Here is a 23711-nt window from a genome sequence, read left to right as displayed (position 1 = left end):
GGACCATGGGCAGCTCGCGACTGATGGAAGTCACGCAGCCGCCGCGCCGGGAGGCCGGAGCGGGAGCGGGGACGGGGGCCGGGACGAGAGACGCGGTCGCGGACCTCTGCGCCGCGGTCTTCGAATCCCTGCCCCGGGCGGACCAGCGGCGCAAGGCCGAACTGTACGTCCGCGGACTGCTGACGGCCCCCGGCCGCAAGTCCATGCGGAGCATCGCCGCGCACGCCGGGATGGCGGCGGGCGAGCAGAGCCTCCACCACTTCATCAGCTGCTCGCCGTGGAACTGGCAGTCCGTACGGGAGGCCCTGGCCCTCGAACTGGAGCGGACGCTCGGACTCCAGGCCTGGGTGGTGAAGCCGATGGTGATCCCCAAGTCGGGGGCGCACACGGTCGGCGTGGACCGCCGCTACGACGCCCGGCTGGGCCAGATGGTCAACGGGCAGCAGGCGTTCGGCGCCTGGGCCGCCGGGAGCGAGGTGGGCGCGCCGGTCGGCTGGTCGCTGCACCTGCCCGAGGAGAGCACCCTCGCCGACTGTGCGGCCGCCGCGGTGCTCGACGTCACCGAGGCGCTGCCGCTGCGCCGGCTGCCGGTGGTCCTGGACGCGGTGGAGGGCGGACCGGAGACCCTGCCACGGCGGTTCGGGGCCGCCCGGACGCCCTTCCTGATGCGGATCGGGGCGGGGGTGCCGGTCACGGTGACCGACCCCCACCTGCCGGGCTCGGGCCGGGCGCCGGTGCGTGCCGCCGTGGTGATGGAGACCGCCCGGATGCTCCGCCGGCCGGTCCGGTACGGCGACGCAGCGGACGGTTCGGCACGGACCGTGTTCGTCGCCTCGGTGCAGGTGGCGACCGTGCCGCCGGGCCGTGGCGGGCGGCCGCTGAAGCTGCTCGCGGAGTGGACCGATCCGCGGCGTCGGCCGGGCCGGTTCTGGCTGACCGACATGGTCGACGTGCCGCCGGCCGGGCTGCTGAGGCTGGCGGAGCTGTCCCGCCGGGTGGACCACGAGTTCGCGGGGATCTCCGACCGGGTGGGCATGCGGGACTTCGAGGGGCGCTCGTTCCAGGGCTGGCACCGGCACATCACGCTGGCCTCCGCCGCGCACGCGGTCCGCGCCCTGGACATGTTCCGGGGCGTGGAGCGGGCGGCGGAACCGGTGCCGGAGCGCGGCCCGGACCTGGACCGGCGGGCCGGCCGGCCGTCCGGCGGCCGTCCGGCGGAGGGGTTCCCGGCCGGCTTCCCGCTGGCGGCGTTCGCGCCGCCCGGGGGACACCCGTCGGCCGGGTTCCCGCTGGCCGCGTACCCCGGGGCGGGGCACGCGGGGGCCGGGTACCCGGGGGCGGGCCGTGCCGCGGCGGGCTACCGTGCCCCGGGCCGTCCCGCCGCACGGGCCGCGGACGAGGCGGCCGCCCGCTCGGCGGCCGGTGGTGCCGCCCGCACCACGGGCGGCACCACCGCCTACGGTGCGCGCAGACGGTCGGCGTGAGACCCGCCGGCCCCGGAACCGCCCGCCCCGGACCCGCCGGCCCGGCCGCCGCCCGCCCGGAGCCCGCCGTTCGCCGGCCCGCCGCCCGCGGCCGGGCCGCCGTCCGCCGGGTCCCGCGGCGCGGCCTGCCGCGCCTCGACCCGCAGCGTGCGGCGGGTCCGGTGCAGCCGCAGGGCCAGCTGCACCTCCAAGGCGCGGGCGGGCTCCTGCCAGTCCTCGCCGAGCAGGGCGGTGATCCGCTCCAGCCGGCGGGAGACCGTGTTGGGGTGGACGTGCAGGGCCTCCGCGGCATGCGTGGGACTGCTGCCCGACTCGAAGTAGGACTCCAGCGTGTGCACCAGGCTGGTGAACCGCTGCCGGTCGTAGTCGAGGACCGGCCCGATGGTGTCCTCGATGTACCGGTCGACGCTGTGGTTGTCGCCCAGCAGCAGTCCGAGGAAGCCGAGTTCACTGGCCGCAGCGGAGGATCCGCTGCTGCCCAGCGAGGTGAGGGCGCCCAGGCAGCGGAGCGCCTCGGCGTGGGTGGACGCGATGTCCGCCGGGCCCGCGGTGGGTCCGGCGGCGCCGACCGTCACCGGGTGGCCGAGCAGCGAGGTCAGCTCGTCGGACACCCGGCGGGCCGTCCCGCCCGGGTTCCGCGAGGGCAGCAGCAGGGTCAGGCAGCCCCCGCGCACGTGGGACAGTCCGCCGGCGCGCAGCGCGTACGAGGAGGCCCACACCACGGCCCGGCCCAGCGAGCCGCCCTCGGGACGGATCACCACCACGGCGTACGGGGCCTCCAGGTCGAGCCCGAGCCGCCGGGCCCGGTCCCGCACCTGCGACAGGGGCCGTCCGGGCACGGTGAGCAGGTCGTCGAAGAACTCCTCGCGGACCTGGCTCTCGGCGACGGCCGTGTTGCGCTGCATCAGCATCAGCACCCCGGTGGTGCCCGCGGTGAGCCGCAGCAGCCGCATCCCGCCGTCCGACAGCGGCTCCGCCGGGTGCACCAGCACGCAGCCGAGGTACTCGCTGCCCGCGGCCACCGGCGCGAGCCAGGTGCCCGGCGAGAACTCGAACGGTCGGCGGGCCGCGTGGGCCTCCAGCACCGCCCGCGCGGTCTCCTCGGTGCCGGGCAGCCCTTCCGGCAGCGGGCCGGTGGCCGCCAGCACCCGGCCGTCGGGTTCGAGCACGGCGGCGGTGCCGCTGAGGGTCTCGGCCGCCAGTGCGAGCAGGTCGGACACATCGCCGCCGGCCAGCAGCAGGTCGGTCATCCGGGCGTGCGCCTCGTTGGCGCGCCGCACCGACAGCAGGTCGGACCGGGCCTGGGAGCCGGCCCGTTCGAGGTCCGCGATGTCGGCGCGGGCCCGGCCGAGCACCCGGGTCTTCTCGATGGCCACCGAGGCGAGGTTGGCGAGCGAGGCCATCAGGGATATCTCGTCCGGGGTGAAGTGCCGTACCGTGCGGTCGGCGGCGTAGAGCACGCCCAGCGAGGAGTCGCGGTGCCGCAGCGGGACGGCGAGGATCGCGTGCAGCCCCTCGGCGCGCACCACGTCGTCGATCAGGCTGTGGTGGTTGATCCGCGGGTCCTTCAGGTAGTCCGGGCTCCAGAAGGGTGCGCTGCCCGTCTGGACCGAACTGCCCAGGCCGGAGCCGTCGGGCACGCGGAACCCCACGGTCAGCGCGCTGGCGTGGCCGTCCGCGGTGCGGACGTAGCTGTCTCCGGCCTCTTCGTCGTGGAAGCTGATGTAGGCCATGTCCAGGTTGAGGAGCAGCCGGGCCCGGCGGGTGATCACCCGGAGCAGCGCGTCCAGGTCGTACGGCAGGGTCAGGTCGTGGGCGGTGTCCACCAGGGCGGAGAGCGCCGCCTCGCGCTCCTGCCGGCGGTCGAGCTGGCCGCGGACGGCGGCGGCCAGGCGCAGTGCCTCCACGAGCTGCTCGTACTCGGCCGGGCGCACGTCTGGCGCTCCGGCCGGGGTGAGGAGTTCCTCGTACGCGGTGGCCGGAGCCTCGTGGGCGAGCAGTTCGAGCACGGTCAGGATGCCGCGGGGCGGCTGCGCCTCGTGTAATGGCATGGGGTTGTTCCTCACGTGTGGGGAGTGTGGTGCACAACCGCGCGAGGAATCTAGGCGACACCCGCCCCCATGGTCAATTGTCAATGCCCCTTCAGTAAAAGGGACTTGAAGATTCCGTCTGGATGGAGTTTTGTGACCGATTGATCCCTTTCATGCCTACGGGTAGTGGCGGGAACACCACCCTGGGGCCGTCGTTGTGTGGAGGGCTCACCTTCTGCCCGCCCCCTCGGCCGAAGCAGACTTCCTGGCGTGCTCACTCGACCACCACTCGAGTGATGTTCCAGGAGGGGGAATCATGTCTCAGGCAACCGTCACCCCGGCAGCCGGTCTGCTCCGCGCCGGCGCCGGTACGGAACACATCGCCGCCGCCGCCGTCGAACCCGGTGCCGACCTGCTCGACGGCCTGCGCTTGCCGGCCCGGGGCCGGGCGTCCCGCGTCCGCACCCGACGGCCCCGCCAGTTCGAGCTGCGCGGCCGCACCTGGGACCTGCTCGACCAGGTCTCCGCCCCCGTCCACTCGCCCGACACCTCCGTGGCCCTGGACTTCCTCGGCTGGACCGACCGCATGGAGACCCCCCGCACGGGCTCCATGCTGGAGATCGGCTGCGGCACCGGGGTCATCTCCGTGATGGGCGCCCTGGCCGGCTGCGAACGGGTCGTCGCCGCCGACGCCGACCCCCGGGCCGTCGCCAACGCCGAACTCAACGCCGCCCGCCACGGGGTCTCCCACCGGGTGCGCGCCGTCCGCAGCGACCTGTTCTCCGCCCTCGACCCCGAGGAGCGCTTCGACCTCGTCTTCCGGAGCTCCCACGCGGCGCCGGCACCCGTCGGCCACCGCCGCGCCACCGACCACGACGAGGCCCTCCCGGACCCCGGTCACCGCGGGCACGCCCGCTACCTGGCCGAGGCCGTGGGCCGGCTCACCCCCACCGGCTCCGCCCTGCTCCACTTCACCTCCCGCGGGGACCTGCCGCTGCTCAAGCGGCTGGCCGCGGAACAGGGGCGCCGGCTGATCACCCTGGTGACCCGCCAGGTCCAGGAGCACGACGTCCCCGTGGACCACATGCTGCTGGCGATCGTGCCGGCCCGATGAACCCGCCGTCCGCACACCCCTCACAGCTCTTACGCCCATATACAGCGAGGACTGCTTCCGTGCGCACCGTGCTCGTCGACAACTACGACTCCTTCACCTACAACCTCTTCCACCAGATCACCGAGGTCACCGGGACCGAGCCGGTGGTCCTGCGCAACGACGCGGTGGCGTGGTGGCCGGGACTGCTGAAGGACTTCGACGCCGTCGTCCTGTCGCCAGGACCCGGCACCCCCGAAAGAGCCGCGGACTTCGGCATCTGCCGCGAGATCCTGGCCCACTCCGACCTCCCGCTGCTCGGCATCTGCCTGGGCCACCAGGGACTGGCCCACGCCCACGGCGGCCGGGTGGTGCGCGCCCCCGAGCCGCGCCACGGCCGCACCTCGCCGGTGATCCACGACGGCAGCGGGCTGTTCGCCGGACTGCCCTCCCCCTTCGAGGTGGTCCGGTACCACTCGCTGGCCGTCGCCGACCTCCCCGCCGAGCTGGAGGCCACCGCCTGGAGCACCGACGGCGTGGTGATGGGCATGCGCCACCGCACGCTGCCGCGCTGGGGCCTGCAGTTCCACCCCGAGTCGATCTCGACCACCCACGGCCACGAACTCATCGCCAACTTCCGGCGGCTGGTCCTGGAACACCACGGTCGGACCCCCGCCGCCCAGGACGCCCCGCAGGTCCCGGACCTGTCCGCCACGGCCGCCCCCCTCACGGCCGAGGCCGCCCCCCTCACGGCCGCGGCCCCGGCCGGCCGGACCGCCGCCCCCGTGCGCCGGCTCCGGGTGCTCGCCGACATCCTCACCACCCGCTGGGACGACGAGACCGTCTACGACCGGCTGTTCCGCTCCGGCCCGCACGGCTTCTGGCTCGACAGCAGCCGCACCGGCGGCCCCGAGGGCCGCTTCTCCTGCCTCGGCAACGCGGCCGGCCCGCTCGCCCGCATCGCCATGGCCGACGTCACCAGCGGCACCGTCTCGGTCTCCTCGGCCGGCGGGGTGCCCGAGCAGCTCGTCGCCGAGGACTTCCTCGACTGGATCGACCGCGACCTGAAGTCCTGCCGCACCGAGGTGCCCGAGCTGCCCTTCGACTTCGCCCTCGGCTGGGTCGGCTACCTCGGCTACGAACTCAAGGCCCAGTGCGGCGGCGAAGCCGCGCACCGCTCCGAGGACCCCGACGCCGTGATGGTCTTCGCCGACCGCGCGGTGGTGCTCGACCACCACACCGGCACCACCTACCTGCTCGCCCTCGCCGAGGACGGCGACGAGAGCGCCGCCCGCGCCTGGCTCGACCTGACCTCACGCACCCTGCGCACCACCACCCCGGAGGCGCTGCCCGCGCCCGCACCGCAGGCCGAGCTCACCGGACTCCGGCTGCGCCACGACCGCGAGGCCTACCTCGGGCTCATCGAGGACTGTCAGGGCGAGATCGCCGCGGGCGAGACGTACGAGGTCTGTCTGACCAACACGGCCGAGGCGGACGGCGACCCCGACCCCTGGGAGACGTACCGGGCCCTGCGCCGCAGCCACCCGGCGCCGTTCGCCGCGCTGCTGCAGTTCGGCGAGACCCAGGTGCTGAGCACCTCGCCCGAGCGGTTCCTGCGGGTGGGCGCCGACGGCCTCGCCGAGTCCCGCCCCATCAAGGGCACCCGGCCGCGCGGCGCGACCCCCGCCGAGGACGCCGCGATCCGCCGCGAGCTGGCCTCCTGCGAGAAGGACCGCGCCGAGAACCTGATGATCGTCGACCTGGTCCGCAACGACCTGGGCCGCTGCGCCGAGCCCGGCAGCGTCGAGGCCGAGGACATCTTCCGGGTCGAGACCTACGCCACCGTCCACCAGCTGGTCTCCACCGTCACCGCCCGGCTGCGGGCCGGACTGACCGCCGTCGACTGCGTCCGGGCCGCCTTCCCCGGCGGTTCCATGACCGGCGCCCCCAAGCTCCGCACGATGCAGCTGATCGACCGGCTGGAGGCCGGCCCGCGCGGCATCTACGCCGGTGCCATCGGCTACTTCTCGCTCTCCGGGGCCACCGACCTGTCCATCGTCATCCGCACCCTGGTGCTCACCCCCGGGCGCGCCCGCTACGGGATCGGCGGGGCGATCGTCGCGCTGTCGGACCCCGCGGCCGAGTTCGAGGAGACCGCCGTGAAGTCCGCCCCGCTGCTGGGGCTCACCGCGGACGGCTTCCCCGGCCGGGCCGGAGCGGAGGTGCCGATGGTGCCCGCGGCCGCACGCTGAACACCCTCTTCCCCTCTCCGGTTCCCTCTTCGAGGACGCCGGCCGGGCAACCGCCCCGGTCGGCGGCCCTTTCTTCCTTCCGGGCGGCGGAGCCCGTGTGCACGCCGCGTGCACCCTGTGTGGCCCCTGTGTGACGACGATAGGGCGGTGTCCGGCCCCCGCCGCAGTGCGCCGGCCGGACTCTGTCACTGTTCCCGGTCCGGACCGCCGGAACTGACACACAGCCCCCTCGCGCCCGCCCCAGATGACAAAGCGTCCCTCCGGCCCCGGCGGCCGGTTGCCCACGGCGGCCCCGCGCTGCTTGGTTCTGGGGCGGACACCGTCCTGTCGGACAGCGGGGAGAGGAACATGACCCAAGTCGCCACCGCACCCGGAACGGTCCACCTGCTGCACGACCGGCTGCACGTGATCGCCACGTGGAGCCCGCCGCGCTGCAGGTCCACCGCACTGGCACGGATCATGAGCGGACGCGGGGACGTCACCGTCCTCCACGAACCCTTCAACAGACGCGCCGCCGAAGGCAGCTTCAGCCACCGGGGCCGTACCTACGACAACGACACCGCGCTGCTCGACGGCGTACTGGAACTCGCCCACGGCCCCGGCGCCCGGCCCGTGTACTTCGCGGACACCACCGGACGGCGGCACCCCGGACTCCTCACCGATCCCCGCTTCACGTCCCGGATCCAGCACACCTTCGTCATCCGGGACCCCGCCGAGGTCATCGCCGCCCACTACGCCCACAACCCCGAGCTCACCTCCGAGGAGGTCGGCTTCGGCCACTGCTGGGAGATCTTCGAGCTGGCCCGGATGGCCTCGGGTACTGTTCCCGTGGTGGTGGACGCGGACGACCTGGCGCACCGGCCGGCGGCCGTCGCCGCCGCCTACGCCGCCCGCACCGGCCTGCCGCACCACCCGCAGCCGGCCGCCGGTGAGGACCCCGGGCCGGCCGTCGGCCCCGGCCGGGCGGCCGAGACCGTACACGGCGACCCGTACCTGGCGGAGCTCTACGACGACCAACTGCCGTACTACGAATGGCTGCGCGCCCACCGCCTCGAACTCGAACAGGCAGCGTGATCCCGAGGGCGACGGTCTCCGCCTCCCGCGCAGCCCCGCCCCGGCCACCACGAGGAACAGGGAGAGCCCGAACCGATGCACGGCAGACCACACAGCGGACCGTCCGCCTGGCTGAAGCACTGGTACGCCCCGCGCACCACCGAGGCCACCGCCCGCAGGCGCTTGCTGTGCCTGCCTCCGGCCGGCGGGGCCGCCCACCTCTACCGGGAATGGGCCGCCTCGCTGCCCGCCGGGACCGAGGTGGTGGCCGTGGAACTCCCCGGCCACGGAAGCCGGCTGACCGAGGAACCGCTCACCCGGATGGCCGACGTGGTGGACGGCGTGATCACCGCCCTGGAATCCCTGCCCGACCCGGCCCTGCCGACGGTCGTCCTCGGCCACAGCATGGGCGCGGTGATCGGCTGGGAACTGTGCCTGGCCCTGCGCCACTACAGCGGGCGGCCCGTCCGCGGCCTGGTGTCGGTGGCCGCCCCGGCCCCCGCCCGGCCCGCACCGGACCGCTGGCGGGACGGTGCCGCGAGCACCGAGGAGAACCTGCTGGCCCTCCTCGACCACTCGCAGAGCCTGCCGCCGGAACTCCGCCACAACCCCGAGTTCCTGGACTTCTACCTGCCGGTGCTCCGCGCCGACCTGGAGATCCTGGCCCGGCACGTGCCGCGCAGGGAGGCCCCGCTGCCCTGCGAACTGCGCGTGTACACCGGGGAGTCGGACCCGCTCGTCGGCGAGGCCGACGCCTGGCCGTGGGACGGTGACGAGACCGAGGGGCGCAGGGCGTTCGCGTCCTTCCCCGGCGGCCACTTCTTCCTCCATGAACGGCCCGGCCCCTTTGTGGAGCGCCTCGCGGCCGACCTGGAGGCCATGACCTCCGTGCACCCCGCGTGGAGCGCGACCCGGTCATAGCGGCTCGTGGACGGAACGGACCTGTGCCCGGCGGAGTACCCGCCGGGCACAGGTCCGTTCCGTCCGTGGTTCCTTCTGCCACGGCCCGGCCCGCGATCATGTCGGGGCGGCCGTGGACCTGGCCTGGTGGGGATCTCCCGCAGCGTCCAGGAAGTGCGGTGGCCGGCGTGCGGCCGTACGAAGTGGTCACCGGGTGCCTCATGGCAAGGGGGTCCGGGGGAGCCGCGCTCCCGCTGCCTGTCGTGCCCGCTCTCGGGGCCGGCCGGGGGGGAAGACCCCCCGGGCCTGGTGGGGAACGCGTACGGGACCGGCGCGGCCGTGTCGTGCCCGGCCGCTCGCTCGGCGGCCGGCCCCGTGTCCTCCCGGTCAGCGGACCGCGCCCGACGGGGAACGGGCCTGCCCGGCCAGCGCCGGCGGCACCTGCTCCGTGGCGATCACCCGTACCGGCTCCGACCGGCCCCGCGGGACGACCGGCTTACGGGTCCGGGCCAGCAGGTCCGGGCCGCTGTGCACCAGCGCCCGCACCGACCGGGCCCCCAGGACCGCCACCGCGCCGTGGTAGTCCCCGCCCAGGGAAAGGTCGGCCAGTGCCGGCCGCGGCCGCCGCGCGGCGTCCGGGCCGTGCCAGCACCGTAGCTCGGGCGGCTCGTCCGGCCCCGACAGCGTGAAGTCCGTCATCGGGGTGTTGAGCCCCTCACCGGTCGCCTTCAGGACGGCCTCCTTGCGCGTCCAGTAGGTCAGTCCGGCCCGGGCACGGCGCTCCTCCGGCAGCCGGTCGACGGCCGCCCGCTCGGCTGGTGTGAGCACCAGGTCGTACTCCGGTGGCAGACCTGGGCCCGCCCACGGCTCCCAGCGCTCCACGTCGATGCCCAGCGGGCCCCCCAGGGTCAGCGCCACCGCCACGACGTCACCCGAGTGCGTGATGGACAGCTCCCAGCCGGCGGCCGGGCCGACCACCTGCGGCTTCCCGTGCGGCCCGCCGCAGCCCGGGCAGCGGGCACGCAGGCTGACGGCCTCCGGATCGGTGCCCGCCATCCTGGCGAGCGCCGTCTTGGCGAGGGTCCGCCCGGTGACGAACCGGGCCAGGTCCAGCTCGTGGGCGAAGGACGGGACCCGGGTCAGCTCCGCACTGTCGAGCAGTCCGAACCAGGACTGCGGCCGCTCCAGCGGCCGCAGGGACCAGACGTGCGCTTCGGCGTGGGGCTGCGGTGCAGTGGCGCCTTCGGTGGGCGCCGGCAGTGTGCCGGCGCCGGTGAATGCGGTCATGGAAGGGATTCACCTCCGTAAGCGGCAGTGCGTCTGCCGCTGCAACGAGTCAACGCCGCGGCGGGGTGACCGGGTAGCCGGAAATCCTCCGTCCCCGGGGTGGTTATCCCTCCCCCCGATATCGCCGTTATCGCCGTTATCGAAGGGCGGTGCGGAAGAGATAACAGCGCGAAAGAGCAGCTCCGTAATTTTCTCGGCAGAAGGAAGAAGCCGCAGGTCAGACAGGCAGGCGGCCACCCGAGAAGGAGACGGAAACCATGAACAAGACCCTCGCCGCCGCCGTTAAGTCCCTCACCGTCACCCTGGTCGCCGGCACCGCGATATTCGCCTCCGCGGGCCTGGCCTCCGCCGAGCTCACCCCGTGGCCGGCCCCGAAGCCCGTCGCTCCGGTCACGGTGCAGACCGCCACGCAGGCCGTCCCGGCGGAGCTGGCCCCGTGGCCGGCGCCGAAGCCGGTCGCCCCTCAGGGTGCCGAGGCCGCGCAGGTCGTCCCGGCGGAGCTGGCCCCGTGGCCGGCGCCGAAGCCGGTCGCCCCCAAGACCGTCTGGGCCTGACACACCGCAGTCCGGCAGCCCACCCCCGCGGTAGTGTTCGAGGCGCACCGCCTCCCGCCGCGCACCCCCGGCAGACCGCCCGTCGCCGGCGTCCCGACCTGCGTAAGTGAGCCCGTTCCCGGCTGGAACTTCCGTCCCTGTGACCTACATTGGAAGCCGCCGAAATACAGGGACTCCGCATGAGGGGGCGAGGTGGGGGAACAACTCAGCTTCAAGGTCCTGGGACCACTCGAAGTGACCGCAGACGACAAAGGCGTATCGCTCGGCGGAGCACGCCAGCGAACCATTCTCGCGCTGCTGCTGCTCACCCCCGGACGAGTCGTACCGGTGGACACCATGGTGGAGACGGTCTGGAAAGACAATCCGCCCACCACCGCACGGACGCAGGTGGCGATTTGTGTCGCGGCACTGCGCAAAATCTTCAAGGGCGTCGGCGTCGTCGACGATGTCATCGTCACCGCCCACCCCGGTTATCTCCTCAAGTCCGACGGCCACCAGGTCGATTCGACGGTGTTTTCCCGGCTCGTCCAGAAGGCGGAACAGCACGCCAAGGAAAGCCGGCTCCAGGAATCCGCGCACTGCTACGCGCAGGCGCTCGCCCTGTGGCGCGGACCCGCGTTCGCCGGAGTCGGCGGACAGGTCATCGACGACGAGGCGGACCGCCTCGAGGAACACCGGCTCAACGCCTACGACGACTCCACCCTCGTCCACCTGGAACTGGGCCAGCACCAGGAGCTCATCCCCGAACTGGTCGCCATGGTGCGCGAACACCCCCTGCGGGAACGCCTCCGCCACCACCTGATGCTCGCGCAGTACCGGTCGGGCCGGCGCGCCGACGCCATGGAGTCCTTCAGGGACGCCCGCCGCCAGCTCATCGACGAACTCGGCATCGAACCAGGACCCGATCTGCAGGAACTGCACGACGCGATCCTCCGGGACGATCCCTCTCTGGCCGCCGTGGCACCCACTGCCGACCGCGCCCCGGCTCCGGTCCAGGCGATCCCGTCGGAACTCCCCCCGGACATCCCAGGATTCACCGGACGGGCCGAGGAACTCAAGGCGCTCGACAGCCTGGTGTCCGGTTCGGCCGGGGACCGGTCCTCCACCATCGGGGTGATCACCGGAGCCGCCGGTGTCGGCAAGAGCGGACTCGCCACACGCTGGGCCTTCCGCGCCGCCGAACACTTCCCGGACGGACAGCTCTTCGTGGACCTGCGGGGCTACGACGAACACCACGACCCCACCAAGACCCACGAAGTGCTCAGCCGCTTCCTGCGCTCCCTCGGCGTACCGGCGGAGCAGGTCCCGACCGAGCTGGACGAGCGGATCTCGCTGTACCGCAGCCTGCTGGCGGACCGGCAGGTTTTGATCATCCTGGACAACGCGCGCAGCTACACCCAGATCCGTCCGCTGCTGCCCGGCAGCGGCCGCTGCTGCGTCCTGGTCACCAGCAGGGACCAGCTGGAACAGCTCGTCGCCTGGCCCTCGCAGGCACGCATCCATCTGGGCGTGCTCTCCGAGCCGGAGGCCGTCCAGCTCCTCACGACCATCGTCGGCGAGCGCAGGATCGGCCCTGCTCGTGCCGACGCCGTGCGCCTGGTGGAGCTCTGCGAACGGCTGCCGCTCGCGCTGCGGATCGCTGCCGCCCGGCTGGCCTCCAAGCCGCACTGGCCGGTGAGGTTCCTGGTCTCGCGGCTGAGCGACGAGCGGCGTCGACTGGACGAGCTCAGCCAGGGTGAGTCGCAGATCCGCGCCAGCTTCGCCCTCAGCTACCGGTACCTGCCGGAGGAGTCGGCCAGGCTGTTCCGCCGGCTCGGCCTGCTCGACGTACCGGACTTCACCGCATGGGTGGCGGCGGCGCTCCTCAACAACGAGGTCCTGGACGCCGAGCGGCTCATCGAGCACCTCGTCGACGCCCAGTTCCTCGAGGTGGTCACCATGGACGCCACCGGTCAGCTGCGCTACCGGTTCAACGGCCTGCTCCGCCTGTACGCGGCGGAACGCGCTCTGGAGGAGGAGACCGAGCCGGACCATCAGGCCGCGATCTCCCGTTTCCTCCGCACCCTGCTGACCATCACGGAGGACGCCGCCCGTCTCCTCGAGCCCAACAACACCACCACCCACAGCTCGGTCCAGCGCCGGCGGATCGACTCCTACCTCATGGAGGAGCTGCTCGCCGCACCCCTGGAGTGGTACGAGGCCGAGCGGTCCGCCGTGGTCGCCTCCGTGCGCCAGGCGGCGCGGACGGGCCTGGCCGACATCGCCTGGGACCTGACCATGTGTTCGGGGACCTTCTTCTCGATGCGCAACTACCGGGAGGACTGGCGGACCTGTGGTGAGGCGGCGCTGGAAGCCGCCCACTCGGTCGGCGACCTGCTCGGCCAGGGGGCGATGCACTACAGCCTCGGAACGCTTGAGATGGCGCGGAACGCGGGGGCCGCCGCGCCCCACTTCGAGAAGGCGCTGCAGTGCTACACCGAGGCCGACGACCAGAGCGGGCGGGCGATCTCCTTGCGCTCCATGGCGATGATCGACCGCATCCAGGGGCGGCCGGACCGGGCCATGCAGCGTTGCGCGGAGGTCCTTCCCGTCTTCCGTGCCCTCGGGGACCGGCTGTGCGAGACGCACACACTGATCATCATGGCCCAGCTCGAACTCGAGCAGGGCCGTCCCGAGGCGGCGATGCAGTTCGCCACGGACGCCGTCCAGGTCGAGGAGAGCGTGGGCGGGGAGAGCACCCGCACGCTGGCCCAGGCTCTGCTCTGGCTGGGCAGGATCCACCTGACGCTCGGTCGGCTGGACGAGGCGGAGCAGCCGTTCTTCAAGGCCATACGGATCGTCAAGGAGAAGTCCGACATGGTCGGCCTCGCCCACACGCTCCTCGGTCTCGGCGAGACCCGGCTCGCCAAGGGCGCGCTGGACCTTGCCGAGACCACGCTGGTGGACGCGTGGGACATCGCCGCGGAGATCAAGCAGCCGCTCGTGGCCGGCCAGATCAGCCTCGCCCTGGCGCACGTACGGCAGCGGCAGGGGCAGCCCGAGGCGGCGCTTGGCCACCTGCGCACCGCGAAGGAGTGCTTCACCGCGGTCGGTGCTCCCGTGTGGCTGCAGCGTGCCGAGGAGGCGCTCGGCGTCCTGGTCGACTGAGGCCGCGCCGCACAACGGGAGGGGCCCCCGGTCCGGACGACGTCCGGACCGGGGGCCCCTCCCGTATGCGGAAACGGCTGCGGCTCAGCCGAACAGCTCGGCCAGCGCCTCCATGTCGATCGGCACCGGCGGCAGGCGGAAGCCGGCCGGCGGCTCCACGCCCATGAGGTGGCGCACCAGGAAGTCCCAGCGCCGCTGGGTCACGTAGTGCTCGTAGCCGAAGTAGATGTGGTCGGCGCCCGGCACCAGGACCAGGTCGAAGTCCTTGCCGTGCTGCACCAGGCGCTCCGCCAGGCGCATCGTCAGCTGCGGGGGGACCCGGTCGTCGAGGCCGCCGTGGATCAGCAGCAGTCGGCCCCGGATCCGGTCGGCGGCCTCGATGGTGGAGACCTGCGCGTAGTCGGCCTCGCCGACCGGGCCGTGGTAGCCCTCGCCGAGCCCCGGCTCCAGCGCGCCGAAGTCGTGCATGCCGGACTCCGCGACACCCACCGTGAACACGTCCGGGTACAGCTCCAGCGCGCGCACGGCGGCGTACCCGCCGGAGGACATGCCGGTGACCCCGACCCGGTCCAGGTCCATCCACGGCCGGGTCGCGGCCAGCTCGCGCAGGGCGGCCACGTGGTCGGCGAGGCCGCAGGCGTCGCCGAGGTTGCCGTACGAGGCGTCGTGGAAGGCCTTGCTGCGGCCCGGCGAGCCCTGCCCGTCCACCGCGAGCACCACGAAGCCCAGCGCGGCGAGCGCCTCGGCGTCGTAGCCGTAGTGGCCGGGGTCGAAGGAGGGGCTGACCCGGTTCGCGGTCGGCAGGCCGTACGGGGTGTCGATCACCGGGTAGCGCTTCTCCGGGTCGAAGCCGAGCGGCTTGTACAGCAGGCCGTGGATGTCGGTGCTGCCGTCGGCCGAGGTGACCGTGAACGCCTCCGGACGGCTCCAGCCGGCCTCCTCCAGCAGCGCGATGTCGGCCCGCTCCAGCTCGACCAGCACCGCGCCCGTCCAGTCCCGGACGGTGATCACCGGCGGGGTGTCGGGGGCCGAGGCCGAGTCGACGAAGAAGTCCGCGGACGGCGCGACGGTCACGACGTGGTCGAGGTCGTCCCCGGTGAGCCGGGTGAAGCCGGAGCCGTCCAGGTTCGCCTTGCACACGGTCCGGCGGTACGGGTTCCCCTCGACCAGCCCGGATGCGGTGAAGTGGACGACCCGCCGCTCCTCGTCGACGTGCAGGATCTCCTGCACGGCCCAGGCGCCCGAGGTGACCTGGGTGACCGGGCGGTCGCCGGCGGTCCCGGCGCCGTAGAGGTAGAGGTGTCCCCAGCCGTCGCGCTGCGAGTACCAGAGCACCTCGGAGCCGCCGGAGAGGACCTTCACCAGCGGCGGCTGGAGCTGCTGCTGGGAGGGCTCCACCCGGGTCTCGCCGGTCTCCGTCACCAGGGTGGTGACCTCGCCGGAGACCGCGTCGAAGCGGTGCAGGCCCAGGGTGCGGGCGTCCCGGCTCCGGTGCAGGTAGTAGACGGCCGAGCTGTCCTCGGCCCACCAGGCCCACTTCTGGAATATGGGCGACATCATCGACGCGCCGACCGGCTCGGCCTGCGCGAAGGTGGCCGTGCCCGCCTCGACGTCGAGGACCACGAACTCGGCGACCGGGACCGCCTCGTCGCCGGCGACCGCGAACCGCGGGGACAGCAGGACCGGCTCACCGCCGCCGGCCGGTGCCGCGTCCACCAGGTGGGTACGGCGCACACCGGTCTGGTCGGTGCGGTGGGTCAGCACCTTGCGCGCGTCCGGCGACCAGGACACGGCCGGTGGCAGGTGCGGCAGGCCGATCTTCCCCAGCAGCGTGGAGTACATCAGGTAGTCCGGGTTGGCGGCGTAGTCCTTGTCCTCGGTGCCGTCGGAGGTCAGCGCCCAGTCCCTGGAGCCGTCCAGCGCCAGGGCGCGCAGGTCGTGCCCGGCCCGGTAGACGGCGTGCTTGCCGTCCGGGGCGGGCACGGCAAGGGGGTTGCCCGGCGCGGCGCCCGGGGCCTTCTCGACGGCGTAGTGGTCCAGGCGGCACCGCCAGTGCTCGCCGAAGGCGTCGAACTCCACGGCGCCCTCGGTCGGCAGGATCGCCGGGAACGGCAGCGCGGCCGCGTCCACCTCCTGACCCGAGGCCTCGGCCAGGGCGGCGGCGAGACGCTCGTGGTCGAAGGCGGGGCCGCGCGTGCCCGTGCCCGGGTCGACCAGGACGAATCGCTTTCCTTCGGCGGTGGCGACGGTGTACCAGAAACGGCTGCCGTCCTCCAGCCAGCGCGGCTTTACTTTGTCACCCCGGACGAGTTCCTTGCGGTGGTGCCGGAGAAGACGCTCCGCCGTCTGATAGGCCCGCAGGTCAAGTTCGGTCGAGTGCATCGGGTGTTGCCCTTCCTTCTGGGGTGTGAACCACGGGTTTCGAACGGGTCGGTGTCCCGGCGACGGGACACCGCCAGGAGATGTATAGAAGCCTGATAGAACCGAATGTCACCTTGGATTCCGGAGGCTGTACGGACAAATGAACCGAGGTGTGTGAGTGGGTACCCGGAATCCCGAGAACGTCGTGATCGTCGGTGGCGGAATCACCGGCTGGATGGCCGCCGCATATCTCAGAGTGGCACTCTCCGACCGGATTTCCGTGACATTGCTCGAAAACGGTGCCGCGGAACACGCGGGTGACGAGTCGACGTCCGCCGAGATTCGCCGCTTCTTCGACTTCCTCGGCCTGCGGGAAGAGGAATGGATGCCGGCCTGCGGTGCCACGTACAAAATGGCGGTCCGTTTCCAGGACTGGAACCGGCCCGGGCGGCACTTCTACCACCCGTTCGAAGAAGTACGGTCCGCCGGAGGATTTCCGCTGACCGAATGGTGGCCGCGGACCGGCCCGAGCGGGCGTTTCGACCGGGACTGCTTCGTCGCCGCCTCGCTGTGCGACGCCGGCCGGAGCCCGCGCCCGCTCGACGACCCGTCCGGTCCGTCCGACCCGTCCGGGCGACAGGACACCGGAGAGGTCCCCTACGGCTACCACTTCGACGGCGCCGAGCTCGCCGGACACCTCGCCGCCCACGCGGTACGGCACGGCGTACGCCGCCTCTCCGGCGAGGTGCGCGAGGTCCGCCTGGACGAACACGGCGGGATCGACCGGCTGGTCACCGCGGAGCACGGGGAGATCCCCGGCGACCTGTTCGTCGACTGCACCGGCTTCCCCGGGCGGCTGCTCCGGGGGGCCCTCGGCGTCCCGCGCGTGCCGTACGACGACGCCCTGCCCAACGACAGCGTGGTCTCCCTGGAGGTCCCCGCCGACATGCGGGTGCGCGGCATCGCCCCCTACACCTCGGCCACCGCCGTCGGGGCGGGCTGGATCCGCACGGTCCCGCTCCTGGACCGGCTCGGCATGGACTACGTCCACAGCAGCGAGTACTGCTCCCCGGAGGAGGCCGAGCGGGTGCTGCGCCGCGCCGCCGGGCCCGAGGCGGCCGGGGTGCGGGCCCGGCACGGCCGGCTCCGGCCCGGCCGCGCCCGGCAGGCGTGGAAGCACAACTGCGTGGCCCTCGGGGCGGCGGCCGGCTCGGTCGAGCCGCTCGCCTGGACCGGCGCCTCCTTCGTCCACCAGGCCCTCGAGGAGCTGGTCGCGCACTTCCCGGACGGCCACGCCGACCCCCGGCTGCGGGACTCCTTCAACGCGTCGGTCGCCCGCGCGGCCGACGAGGCCCGTGACTTCCTCGCGCTGCACTACCGGGTCGCGGCCCGGGAGGACACCCAGTACTGGCGGGACGCCAAGACCCGCGGCGTGCCCGCCGGCCGGCCCGCCCGGGCCCCGCTGCCGGCGGGCGGGCCGTCCCCGGCGTCCCCGCGCGGCCTCACCACGGAGGCGTACGCCTGCGTGCTGCTCGGCATCGGTGCCCGGCCGCCGAGGACCCCGGCGGCAGGCGCCGGGCTCGACGAGGGCGTGGCGCGCAAGGAGTTCGCCGCCGTCCGGGACAGCGCCCGGATGCTGGCGGCGAGCCTGCCCACCCAGGGGGAGTACTTCTCCCGGCTGGTCGGCTGACGTACCCACGGTCAGTCCCGGCGGGCGCGCGGACGGTGCAGCACGGGGTCGGAGGTGAGGATCGCCTGGTGCACCTCGCGCAGCAGCCGGCCGGGGCCGACGCCGAGGTCGGCGGCGAGCATCCGGCGGCCGCTGTCGTAGAGGGCCAGTGCGTCGGCCTGCCGGTCGCAGCGGTACAGCGCCGTCATCAACTGGGCGCGGAAACGTTCGTGCAGCGGGTGCCGGTCGACCAGCCGGGTCAGCTCCGGCAGCAGCTGCGGGTGCATCCCCAGCGCCAGATCGGCCTCGATCCGGCCGGCCAGCACGGAGATCCGGGCCTCCTCGATCGGCGGGCCCTCGGCGGCCGCCAGCGGCTCCGACACGTTGGCCAGGACCGGCCCGCGCCACAGCGACAGCGCCGAGCGCAGCAGCGCCGAGGCCTCCGGGTACTGGCCGGACAGCAGGGCCAGCTGCCCGTCCGTGGCGAGCCGCCGGAATTCCGCGAGATCGAAGGAATCGCCGCTGCGGAGATCGAGCAGATATCCGTGCGGCCGGCGGGCGATGCGCACGCGCGGGCCGAGCGTCTTACGGATCCGCGAGACATGGGTATAGATCTGGGCCGTGAACGTCCTGGGCGGGTGGTCTCCCCACAGGAGCCGGCTCAGTTCCGCGTCGGGGAGGAAAGAACCCTCGGCGATGAGCAGGGCGGCCAGCACCGTCCGTTGCTTGGGACCGTCCAGCGGAATTTCAGTGCGACCCTCCCGCACTTCCACGGGTCCCAGAATCCCGTACTCCATCGAAATACCCTCACAGCTCCGCGTCGACGTCATACGAGGTAAGCCCGGTAAAGGGGTGCTGTCCACGATTCGCGGGCCTCTTTCCGAGGTCGCCGGTCCGTCCTGTCGGCGGGACACGGCAGGTGCCGCCGGGAACGCGCTTGACTCCCCAGGTCCGTCCGAACGAGGGTGTGGACGTCGCGGGGACGGCTTAACAAAGCCCGTTATCGCTCCTGCGACTTCGCGCCATGGGGGAGCGTAAGGTTCTGGCCGACAGCGTCGCTGTCGTTCTTCGGACGCGGGATTTCCGGCCGCGCGCAGGGGTGTCGACCCGCGCGGTGACACCGGACCGCGCTCTTCCCGTTCAGAAACCTTCGCCGGAGCGAGGAGTACCCAGCAGATGCTGCCGTTGGACAATCAGGAACTGGTCCCCGAAACGCCGTACATCTGGCGCGCCAAGCGCCCGGAGCCGACCCACCGGTTGATCTGCTTCCCGCACGCGGGCGCCGGAGCGGCCGCCTACCAGGAATGGGTCCCGCTGCTGCCGCCGCAGATCGAGCTGGTCGCCGTACAGCTGCCGGGCCGTCAGAACCGCATCGCGGAGGACCCGTTCACCGAGGTCGCGCCGCTGGTCAACGTGCTCACGCACGCGCTCCGGCCGGTCCTCGACGGGCCGTACTCCTTCTTCGGCCACTCCGGCGGAGCCGCCCTGGCCTACGAGTTCACCAGGGCGCTGCGGGCCCGCGGCGCGCGCGGCCCCGAGCAGCTGTTCCTGTCCGCGCAGCCCGCCCCGGGCGACAGCGGTCTGGCCCGCCTCCACGACCTGACCGACGAGGAGCTGACCGCGGAGGTGGTCTCGCTGGGCGGGGTCGACGCCGAGATCGCCGAGGACGAGGACGTCATGGAGTCCCTCCTCCTCACCCTGCGCGCGGACTTCGCCCTCTGGGAGCTCCACGAGCACGTGGACGGGCCCCCGCTGGACCTCCCGATCACCGCGCTCACCGGCAAGGAGGACCCTCGCGCGCCCCTGGAGCACGTGGCCCGCTGGCGCGAGTTCACCACCGGAGCCTTCGCCACCGAGCTCTACCCCGGCGGCCATTTCTACTTCCTGGAGGAGCCGGACGAGGTCGTTTCCCTCATCGCCGGCGCGATCCTCGCCCCCGCGACCCAGGGGAGGGCCGCGTGACCGCCGCCGACCTGCTCGGTGAGGGCGCGCTCGACGCCCTCACCGCCGCCGCCAGGACCGTCCCCGGTGTCTACGACGCGGTCGCGGTCGCCCGCAAGGGCATGCGCGCCGCCGGGCCCGCGGCCCCCGCCGCCCCGGCCGCCGCCCCCGCCGCCGCTCCCGCCCCGGCAGGGCCCTCGGCTGCGGCCCCCGCGGCCCCCGCCGACGTCCCGGCGGGCCCCCCGGCCGAGCTCTACGGCGGCGACCCGGCCGTCCCGGCCGACGCCCCCGCCACCCTCCAGGAGGCCCTCCGCGCCGCCGCCGAACAGGCCCCGGACAAGGGCACCCGCTACCTCGTGGCCGACCGCGAGGACGTCTTCCAGAGCTACGCCGAGCTGCTCGCGGACGCCGAGCGGGTCCTCGCCGGCTTCCGCGCCGCCGGTCTGCGGCCCGGGGACGCCGCCCTGTTCGTCTTCGACGACAACCGGGCCTACCTCACCGCCTTCTGGGCCTGTGTGCTGGGCGGCTTCGTGCCCACGCCGGTGGCCGTGGCCACCTCGTACACCAAGCCCAACGAGGTCAACCGCAAGCTGCTGGGTGCCTGGAACCTGCTGGACCGGCCGGTGCTGGTCACCGACGCGGCCACCGCGGGCGCGCTGGCCGGCGTACGCGAGCTCTGGGGCGAGCCGGACGTCCGCATCCTCACCACCGAGGAGCTCCTCGAGCACGAGCGGGACGGGGACTGGTTCCCGGCCACCGCCGACACCCGGGTCCTGAACCTGCTCACCTCGGGCAGCACCGGCGTGCCCAAGTGCGTCCAGCACACCCACGGCACCGTGACCGCCCGCGAGCTGGCCGTCATCCGGCACTGCGGACTGACCGCCGACGACGTCAGCCTGATCTGGATGCCGTTCGACCACGTCACGGTCGCCTACTACAACGTCCGTGACGTCTTCCTGCAGTGCATGCACGTCAACGCGAAGATCCACCACTTCCTCGCCGACCCGTTGCAGTGGCTCGACTGGATCGAGCGCTACCGGGCCACCAACGTGTGGGCGCCCAACTTCGCCTTCGCCCTGCTCAACGAGCGTGCCGAGGAGATCGCGGCCGGTTCCTGGGACCTGTCCAGCCTCCGCGAGATCTCCAACGCGGGCGAGCCGGTCGTCGCCTCCACCAGCCACCGCTTCCTGGAACTGATGGCCCCGCACGGCCTGCCGGCCGACGCGATGGTGCCCTGCTGGGGCATGTCCGAGACCTGCTCCGGGGTCACCTACAGCCGGCAGAGCCGCCTGGACCGCACGGCCGGCACGGTCGCCATCGACCCGGCCTCGCTCAGCTCCGCCGTCCGCCACCTCGACCCCGGCCACCAGGACGCCGTGGTGCTGACCCGGGTGGGCCGGCCCATCCCCGGGGTGCGCATCCGGGTGGTCGACGACCGGGGCGCCGTACTCCCCGAGGGGCGGATGGGCGAGCTGCTCATCACCGGCCCCACGATCATGCGCGGCTACTTCGCCAACGAGCAGGCCAACGCGGAGGCCTTCGACGCCGACGGCTGGTTCCGCACCGGTGACCTCGCCTTCGTCCACGAGGGCGAACTGGTGATCGCGGGCCGCAAGAAGGACCAGATCATCGTCCGCGGCATCAACTACATGGCGCACGAACTGGAGAGCGTCGTCGAGCGGGTCGACGGGGTCCGGGTCACCTTCTCCGCCGCCGTCGGCCTCCGCGAGCCCGGCGCCGGCTCCGACGACCTCGCCGTCTTCTTCGTGCCGTCGACCTGGAACGCCGCCGACCTGGCCCGGACCGTCGAAGAGGTCCGGGCGATCCTGGTCCGCGAGGCCGGCGTGCTGCCCGACCTGGTCGTCCCGGTCACCGTGGAGGAGTTCCCCAAGACCGGTAACGGCAAGATCCAGCGCGCCGCACTGGTCACCGCCCTCAAGGCCGGCGCCTTCGCCGACCGGGTGGCCGGGCCCGCCGCTGAGGAGCCGGATCCCCAGCCATCCGATGACACCTGGCTGTTCGGCCGGCAGTGGGTGGAGGTCCCCGCACCCGCGGCCGCCCCGGTGGCGGAGGCCGGCACCACCCTGGTGATCGGCGCCGACCAGGACGTGAAGTGGCTCGGCATCGAAGGCCGCCTCGTGCACGCCCGCCCCGGCGCCGAGTACTCCGAGGACTCCCCGGACGTCTACCGGGTCCGCGCCGAGGACCGCACCGACCTGCGCCGCCTGCTCACCGAGGCGACCGCCCGGCACGGGGAGATCGGCACCGTGGTGCTGGCCCTGCCCATGCTGCAGCGCTCCGGCGCCGCCGAGTCCCGCGTCGGCGCCGCCACCGACCGCTTCACCGCCCTGCTCTCCGTGCTCGCCGACGGCGAGTTCGGCCGGCCGCTGTTCCTCGTCGTCAGCTCGGGCGGGCTGTACGTCCAGCAGCACGACACCGTCGACCTGGGCGCCTGCCACCTGTCCGGGCTCGTCCGGACCGCCGTGGCCGAGGCGGCGCCGCTCGCCGTCCGGCAGCTCGACCTCGGCCCGTGCCCCGTCGACTGGGCGCCCGCCGTCCGCGCCGAGCTGGCCGACCGGACCCGCACCGGAGTCCTGGCCGCCCGGGACGGCAAGCGCCTGCAGCCCAAGCTGGTCCCGCTCACCGCGTACGAAGACCACGCCGACAGCGCCGCCACCACGGCCCCGCCCGCAGGCCCCGCCGCGACCGGCCTGGCGCCGACCCCGGGCGGCCTGTACCTGATCACCGGCGGTCTCGGCGGCATCGCCCACGACATCGCCTCCTACCTGCTCGCCGCCTACGGAGCCCGTCTCCTGCTGGTGGGCCGCTCGCCCGCCGAGGGGGAGAAGGCCGCCCGGCTCGCCGAGCTGTCCGCCCTCGGGCAGGTCGCGTACGAGCAGCTCGACGTGGCCGACGCGGACGCCCTTGAGGCCGCCGCGACCGCGGCGGAGGCCCGCTGGGGCCGCCCGCTGGACGGCGTGCTGCACCTGGCCGCGGCCGACCCGACGGACCAGTGGGCCGAGCTGGAGAAGCACGTCCTCGCCCGCGAGACCCGCGAGACCTTCGACCGGCAGTACGCGGCCAAGGTCCACGGCACCCTTGCCCTCGCCCGGGTCCTGGAAAGCCGGCCCGGCGCCGCCCTGGTGCTCTTCGGCTCCGTCAACGGGGAGTTCGGCGGACATTCCTTCGGCGCCTATTCCGCGGCCAACGCCTTCCTCGCCGGATTCGCCGACCACTGGCGCCACGAACGCCGGCGCGCCGTGCTCTGCCTGGCCTGGAGCATGTGGTCCGGAATCGGCATCAACGCCGCGCAGAGCTCCGCCGCCGCCGAGGCACGCGGCTATCGCACCATCGATCCCGACACCGGCCTGCGGCTCTTCCTGGAATCCCTCGACTCCGGCCGGCACTACCTGGTCGTCGGACTCGACCTGAAGAACCAGAGCATCGTCGGCGAACTCGTCCCGCAGACGCTGCAGGTGACGGAAATCGTCGTCGCCTATGTCGGGGACGGCGTTGAACGAGACAATATCCGTGCCGTAATCGCGGAACATACGGAAAGCTCTTCGGTGCCGGTCCGGATCGTGGAGGTCCCCCGTATCCCGCGGGACGCCTACGGAGCGGTCGACACCGCCCAGCTGCTGGTCGACGCCGCCGCGGACAAGCCCGGCCGCACCCACACCGAGCCCGCCACGGAGCTGGAACGCGACCTCGCCCGGATCTGGTCCGACGCCCTGGGCCGTCCGGACATCGGCAGGGACGATTCCTTCTTCGAACTCGGCGGCAATTCCCTGCGGGCCACCCGGCTCCTGGCGCTCGTCGACAACAAGCTCGGATTCCGGGTGACCACCCAGGAGCTGTACGAAATGCCGACCGTCGCGGGAATGGCCGCGACCATCGAACGACACACGACGGACTGACCGAACACCGATCCGTCATCAGTGGT

Annotated in this window: 13 protein-coding genes and 1 pseudogene; 10 read left to right on the top strand and 4 right to left on the bottom strand. The window is 73.2% G+C overall.

Annotated elements, in window-relative coordinates:
• Positions 1-23: 23 nt before the first annotated feature.
• A pseudogene (locus AC067U_RS23295) lies at positions 24-1124 on the top strand (IS701 family transposase); the annotation flags it as partial.
• A 332-nt stretch (positions 1125-1456) separates the two neighbouring features.
• On the opposite strand, the gene AC067U_RS23290 reads toward AC067U_RS23295, so the two are convergent.
• The gene (locus AC067U_RS23290) at positions 1457-3535 is read right to left on the bottom strand and encodes a helix-turn-helix domain-containing protein (protein WP_478831676.1); all 2079 of its coding nucleotides are present in this window, start codon (positions 3533-3535) and stop codon (positions 1457-1459) included.
• 295 nt (positions 3536-3830) lie between these two features.
• On the opposite strand from AC067U_RS23290, the gene AC067U_RS23285 reads away from it, so the two are divergent.
• The 4 genes from AC067U_RS23285 to AC067U_RS23270 all read left to right on the top strand — a co-directional run bounded on the left by AC067U_RS23285 (position 3831) and on the right by AC067U_RS23270 (position 8830).
• A complete protein-coding gene (locus AC067U_RS23285) occupies positions 3831-4628 on the top strand; it encodes a 50S ribosomal protein L11 methyltransferase (RefSeq protein WP_478831675.1) in 798 nt (265 codons plus the stop codon).
• 59 nt (positions 4629-4687) lie between these two features.
• Positions 4688-6856, top strand: coding sequence for an aminodeoxychorismate synthase component I (gene pabB / locus AC067U_RS23280; protein WP_478831674.1), 2169 nt, complete (start codon positions 4688-4690; stop codon positions 6854-6856).
• Between the two features lie 348 nt (positions 6857-7204).
• Positions 7205-7930, top strand: coding sequence for a sulfotransferase-like domain-containing protein (locus tag AC067U_RS23275; RefSeq protein ID WP_478831673.1), 726 nt, complete (start codon positions 7205-7207; stop codon positions 7928-7930).
• Between the two features lie 75 nt (positions 7931-8005).
• Positions 8006-8830, top strand: a complete 825-nt coding sequence (locus tag AC067U_RS23270) for a thioesterase II family protein (RefSeq protein WP_478831672.1) — start codon at positions 8006-8008, stop codon at positions 8828-8830.
• Positions 8831-9196: 366 nt separating this feature from the next.
• Here AC067U_RS23270 and AC067U_RS23265 read toward each other — a convergent pair whose 3' ends face one another.
• Positions 9197-10096, bottom strand: a complete 900-nt coding sequence (locus AC067U_RS23265; protein ID WP_478831671.1) for a 4'-phosphopantetheinyl transferase family protein — start codon at positions 10094-10096, stop codon at positions 9197-9199.
• A 257-nt stretch (positions 10097-10353) separates the two neighbouring features.
• On the opposite strand from AC067U_RS23265, the gene AC067U_RS23260 reads away from it, so the two are divergent.
• On the top strand, positions 10354-10650 hold the full coding sequence (locus AC067U_RS23260) for a hypothetical protein (RefSeq protein WP_478831670.1): 297 nt from the start codon (positions 10354-10356) through the stop codon (positions 10648-10650).
• A 234-nt stretch (positions 10651-10884) separates the two neighbouring features.
• Positions 10885-13797 carry an AfsR/SARP family transcriptional regulator gene (locus AC067U_RS23255; RefSeq protein ID WP_478831669.1) on the top strand — a complete coding sequence of 971 codons (2913 nt, stop codon included), beginning with the start codon at positions 10885-10887 and terminating at the stop codon, positions 13795-13797.
• An 84-nt stretch (positions 13798-13881) separates the two neighbouring features.
• Here AC067U_RS23255 and AC067U_RS23250 read toward each other — a convergent pair whose 3' ends face one another.
• Positions 13882-16179: a S9 family peptidase gene (locus AC067U_RS23250; RefSeq protein WP_478831668.1), complete on the bottom strand. Its 2298-nt coding sequence runs from the start codon at positions 16177-16179 to the stop codon at positions 13882-13884.
• A gap of 157 nt (positions 16180-16336) precedes the next feature.
• On the opposite strand from AC067U_RS23250, the gene AC067U_RS23245 reads away from it, so the two are divergent.
• Entirely contained in the window at positions 16337-17848 is a 1512-nt protein-coding gene (locus AC067U_RS23245) for a tryptophan halogenase family protein (protein WP_478831667.1), read from the top strand.
• 11 nt (positions 17849-17859) lie between these two features.
• Here AC067U_RS23245 and AC067U_RS23240 read toward each other — a convergent pair whose 3' ends face one another.
• On the bottom strand, positions 17860-18624 hold the full coding sequence (locus tag AC067U_RS23240) for an AfsR/SARP family transcriptional regulator (RefSeq protein ID WP_478831666.1): 765 nt from the start codon (positions 18622-18624) through the stop codon (positions 17860-17862).
• 379 nt (positions 18625-19003) lie between these two features.
• On the opposite strand from AC067U_RS23240, the gene AC067U_RS23235 reads away from it, so the two are divergent.
• Both AC067U_RS23235 and AC067U_RS23230 read left to right on the top strand, forming a co-directional pair.
• Complete coding sequence (locus AC067U_RS23235) at positions 19004-19789, top strand: thioesterase II family protein (RefSeq protein WP_478831665.1); 786 nt, start codon at positions 19004-19006, stop codon at positions 19787-19789.
• A complete protein-coding gene (locus tag AC067U_RS23230; RefSeq protein WP_478831664.1) occupies positions 19786-23685 on the top strand; it encodes an SDR family NAD(P)-dependent oxidoreductase in 3900 nt (1299 codons plus the stop codon). Before AC067U_RS23235 ends, AC067U_RS23230 begins: the two co-directional genes overlap by 4 nt.
• Positions 23686-23711 lie beyond the last annotated feature (26 nt).

It is taken from the genome of Streptomyces sp. NPDC043853, assembly GCF_056436025.1.
The sequence above is the reverse complement of the archived record's forward strand: the minus strand, read 5'-3'. Positions and strand labels throughout refer to the sequence as shown.

Excerpts from the sequence above, each read along its gene's own strand:
- AC067U_RS23290 (WP_478831676.1), bottom strand. The coding sequence starts at position 3,535 with ATGCCATTACACGAGGCGCAGCCGCCCCGCGGCATCCTGACCGTGCTC.
- AC067U_RS23285 (WP_478831675.1), top strand. The coding sequence starts at position 3,831 with ATGTCTCAGGCAACCGTCACCCCGGCAGCCGGTCTGCTCCGCGCCGGC.
- AC067U_RS23275 (WP_478831673.1), top strand. The coding sequence starts at position 7,205 with ATGACCCAAGTCGCCACCGCACCCGGAACGGTCCACCTGCTGCACGAC.
- AC067U_RS23270 (WP_478831672.1), top strand. The coding sequence starts at position 8,006 with ATGCACGGCAGACCACACAGCGGACCGTCCGCCTGGCTGAAGCACTGG.
- AC067U_RS23265 (WP_478831671.1), bottom strand. The coding sequence starts at position 10,096 with ATGACCGCATTCACCGGCGCCGGCACACTGCCGGCGCCCACCGAAGGC.
- AC067U_RS23260 (WP_478831670.1), top strand. The coding sequence starts at position 10,354 with ATGAACAAGACCCTCGCCGCCGCCGTTAAGTCCCTCACCGTCACCCTG.
- AC067U_RS23250 (WP_478831668.1), bottom strand. The coding sequence starts at position 16,179 with ATGCACTCGACCGAACTTGACCTGCGGGCCTATCAGACGGCGGAGCGT.
- AC067U_RS23240 (WP_478831666.1), bottom strand. The coding sequence starts at position 18,624 with ATGGAGTACGGGATTCTGGGACCCGTGGAAGTGCGGGAGGGTCGCACT.
- AC067U_RS23235 (WP_478831665.1), top strand. The coding sequence starts at position 19,004 with ATGCTGCCGTTGGACAATCAGGAACTGGTCCCCGAAACGCCGTACATC.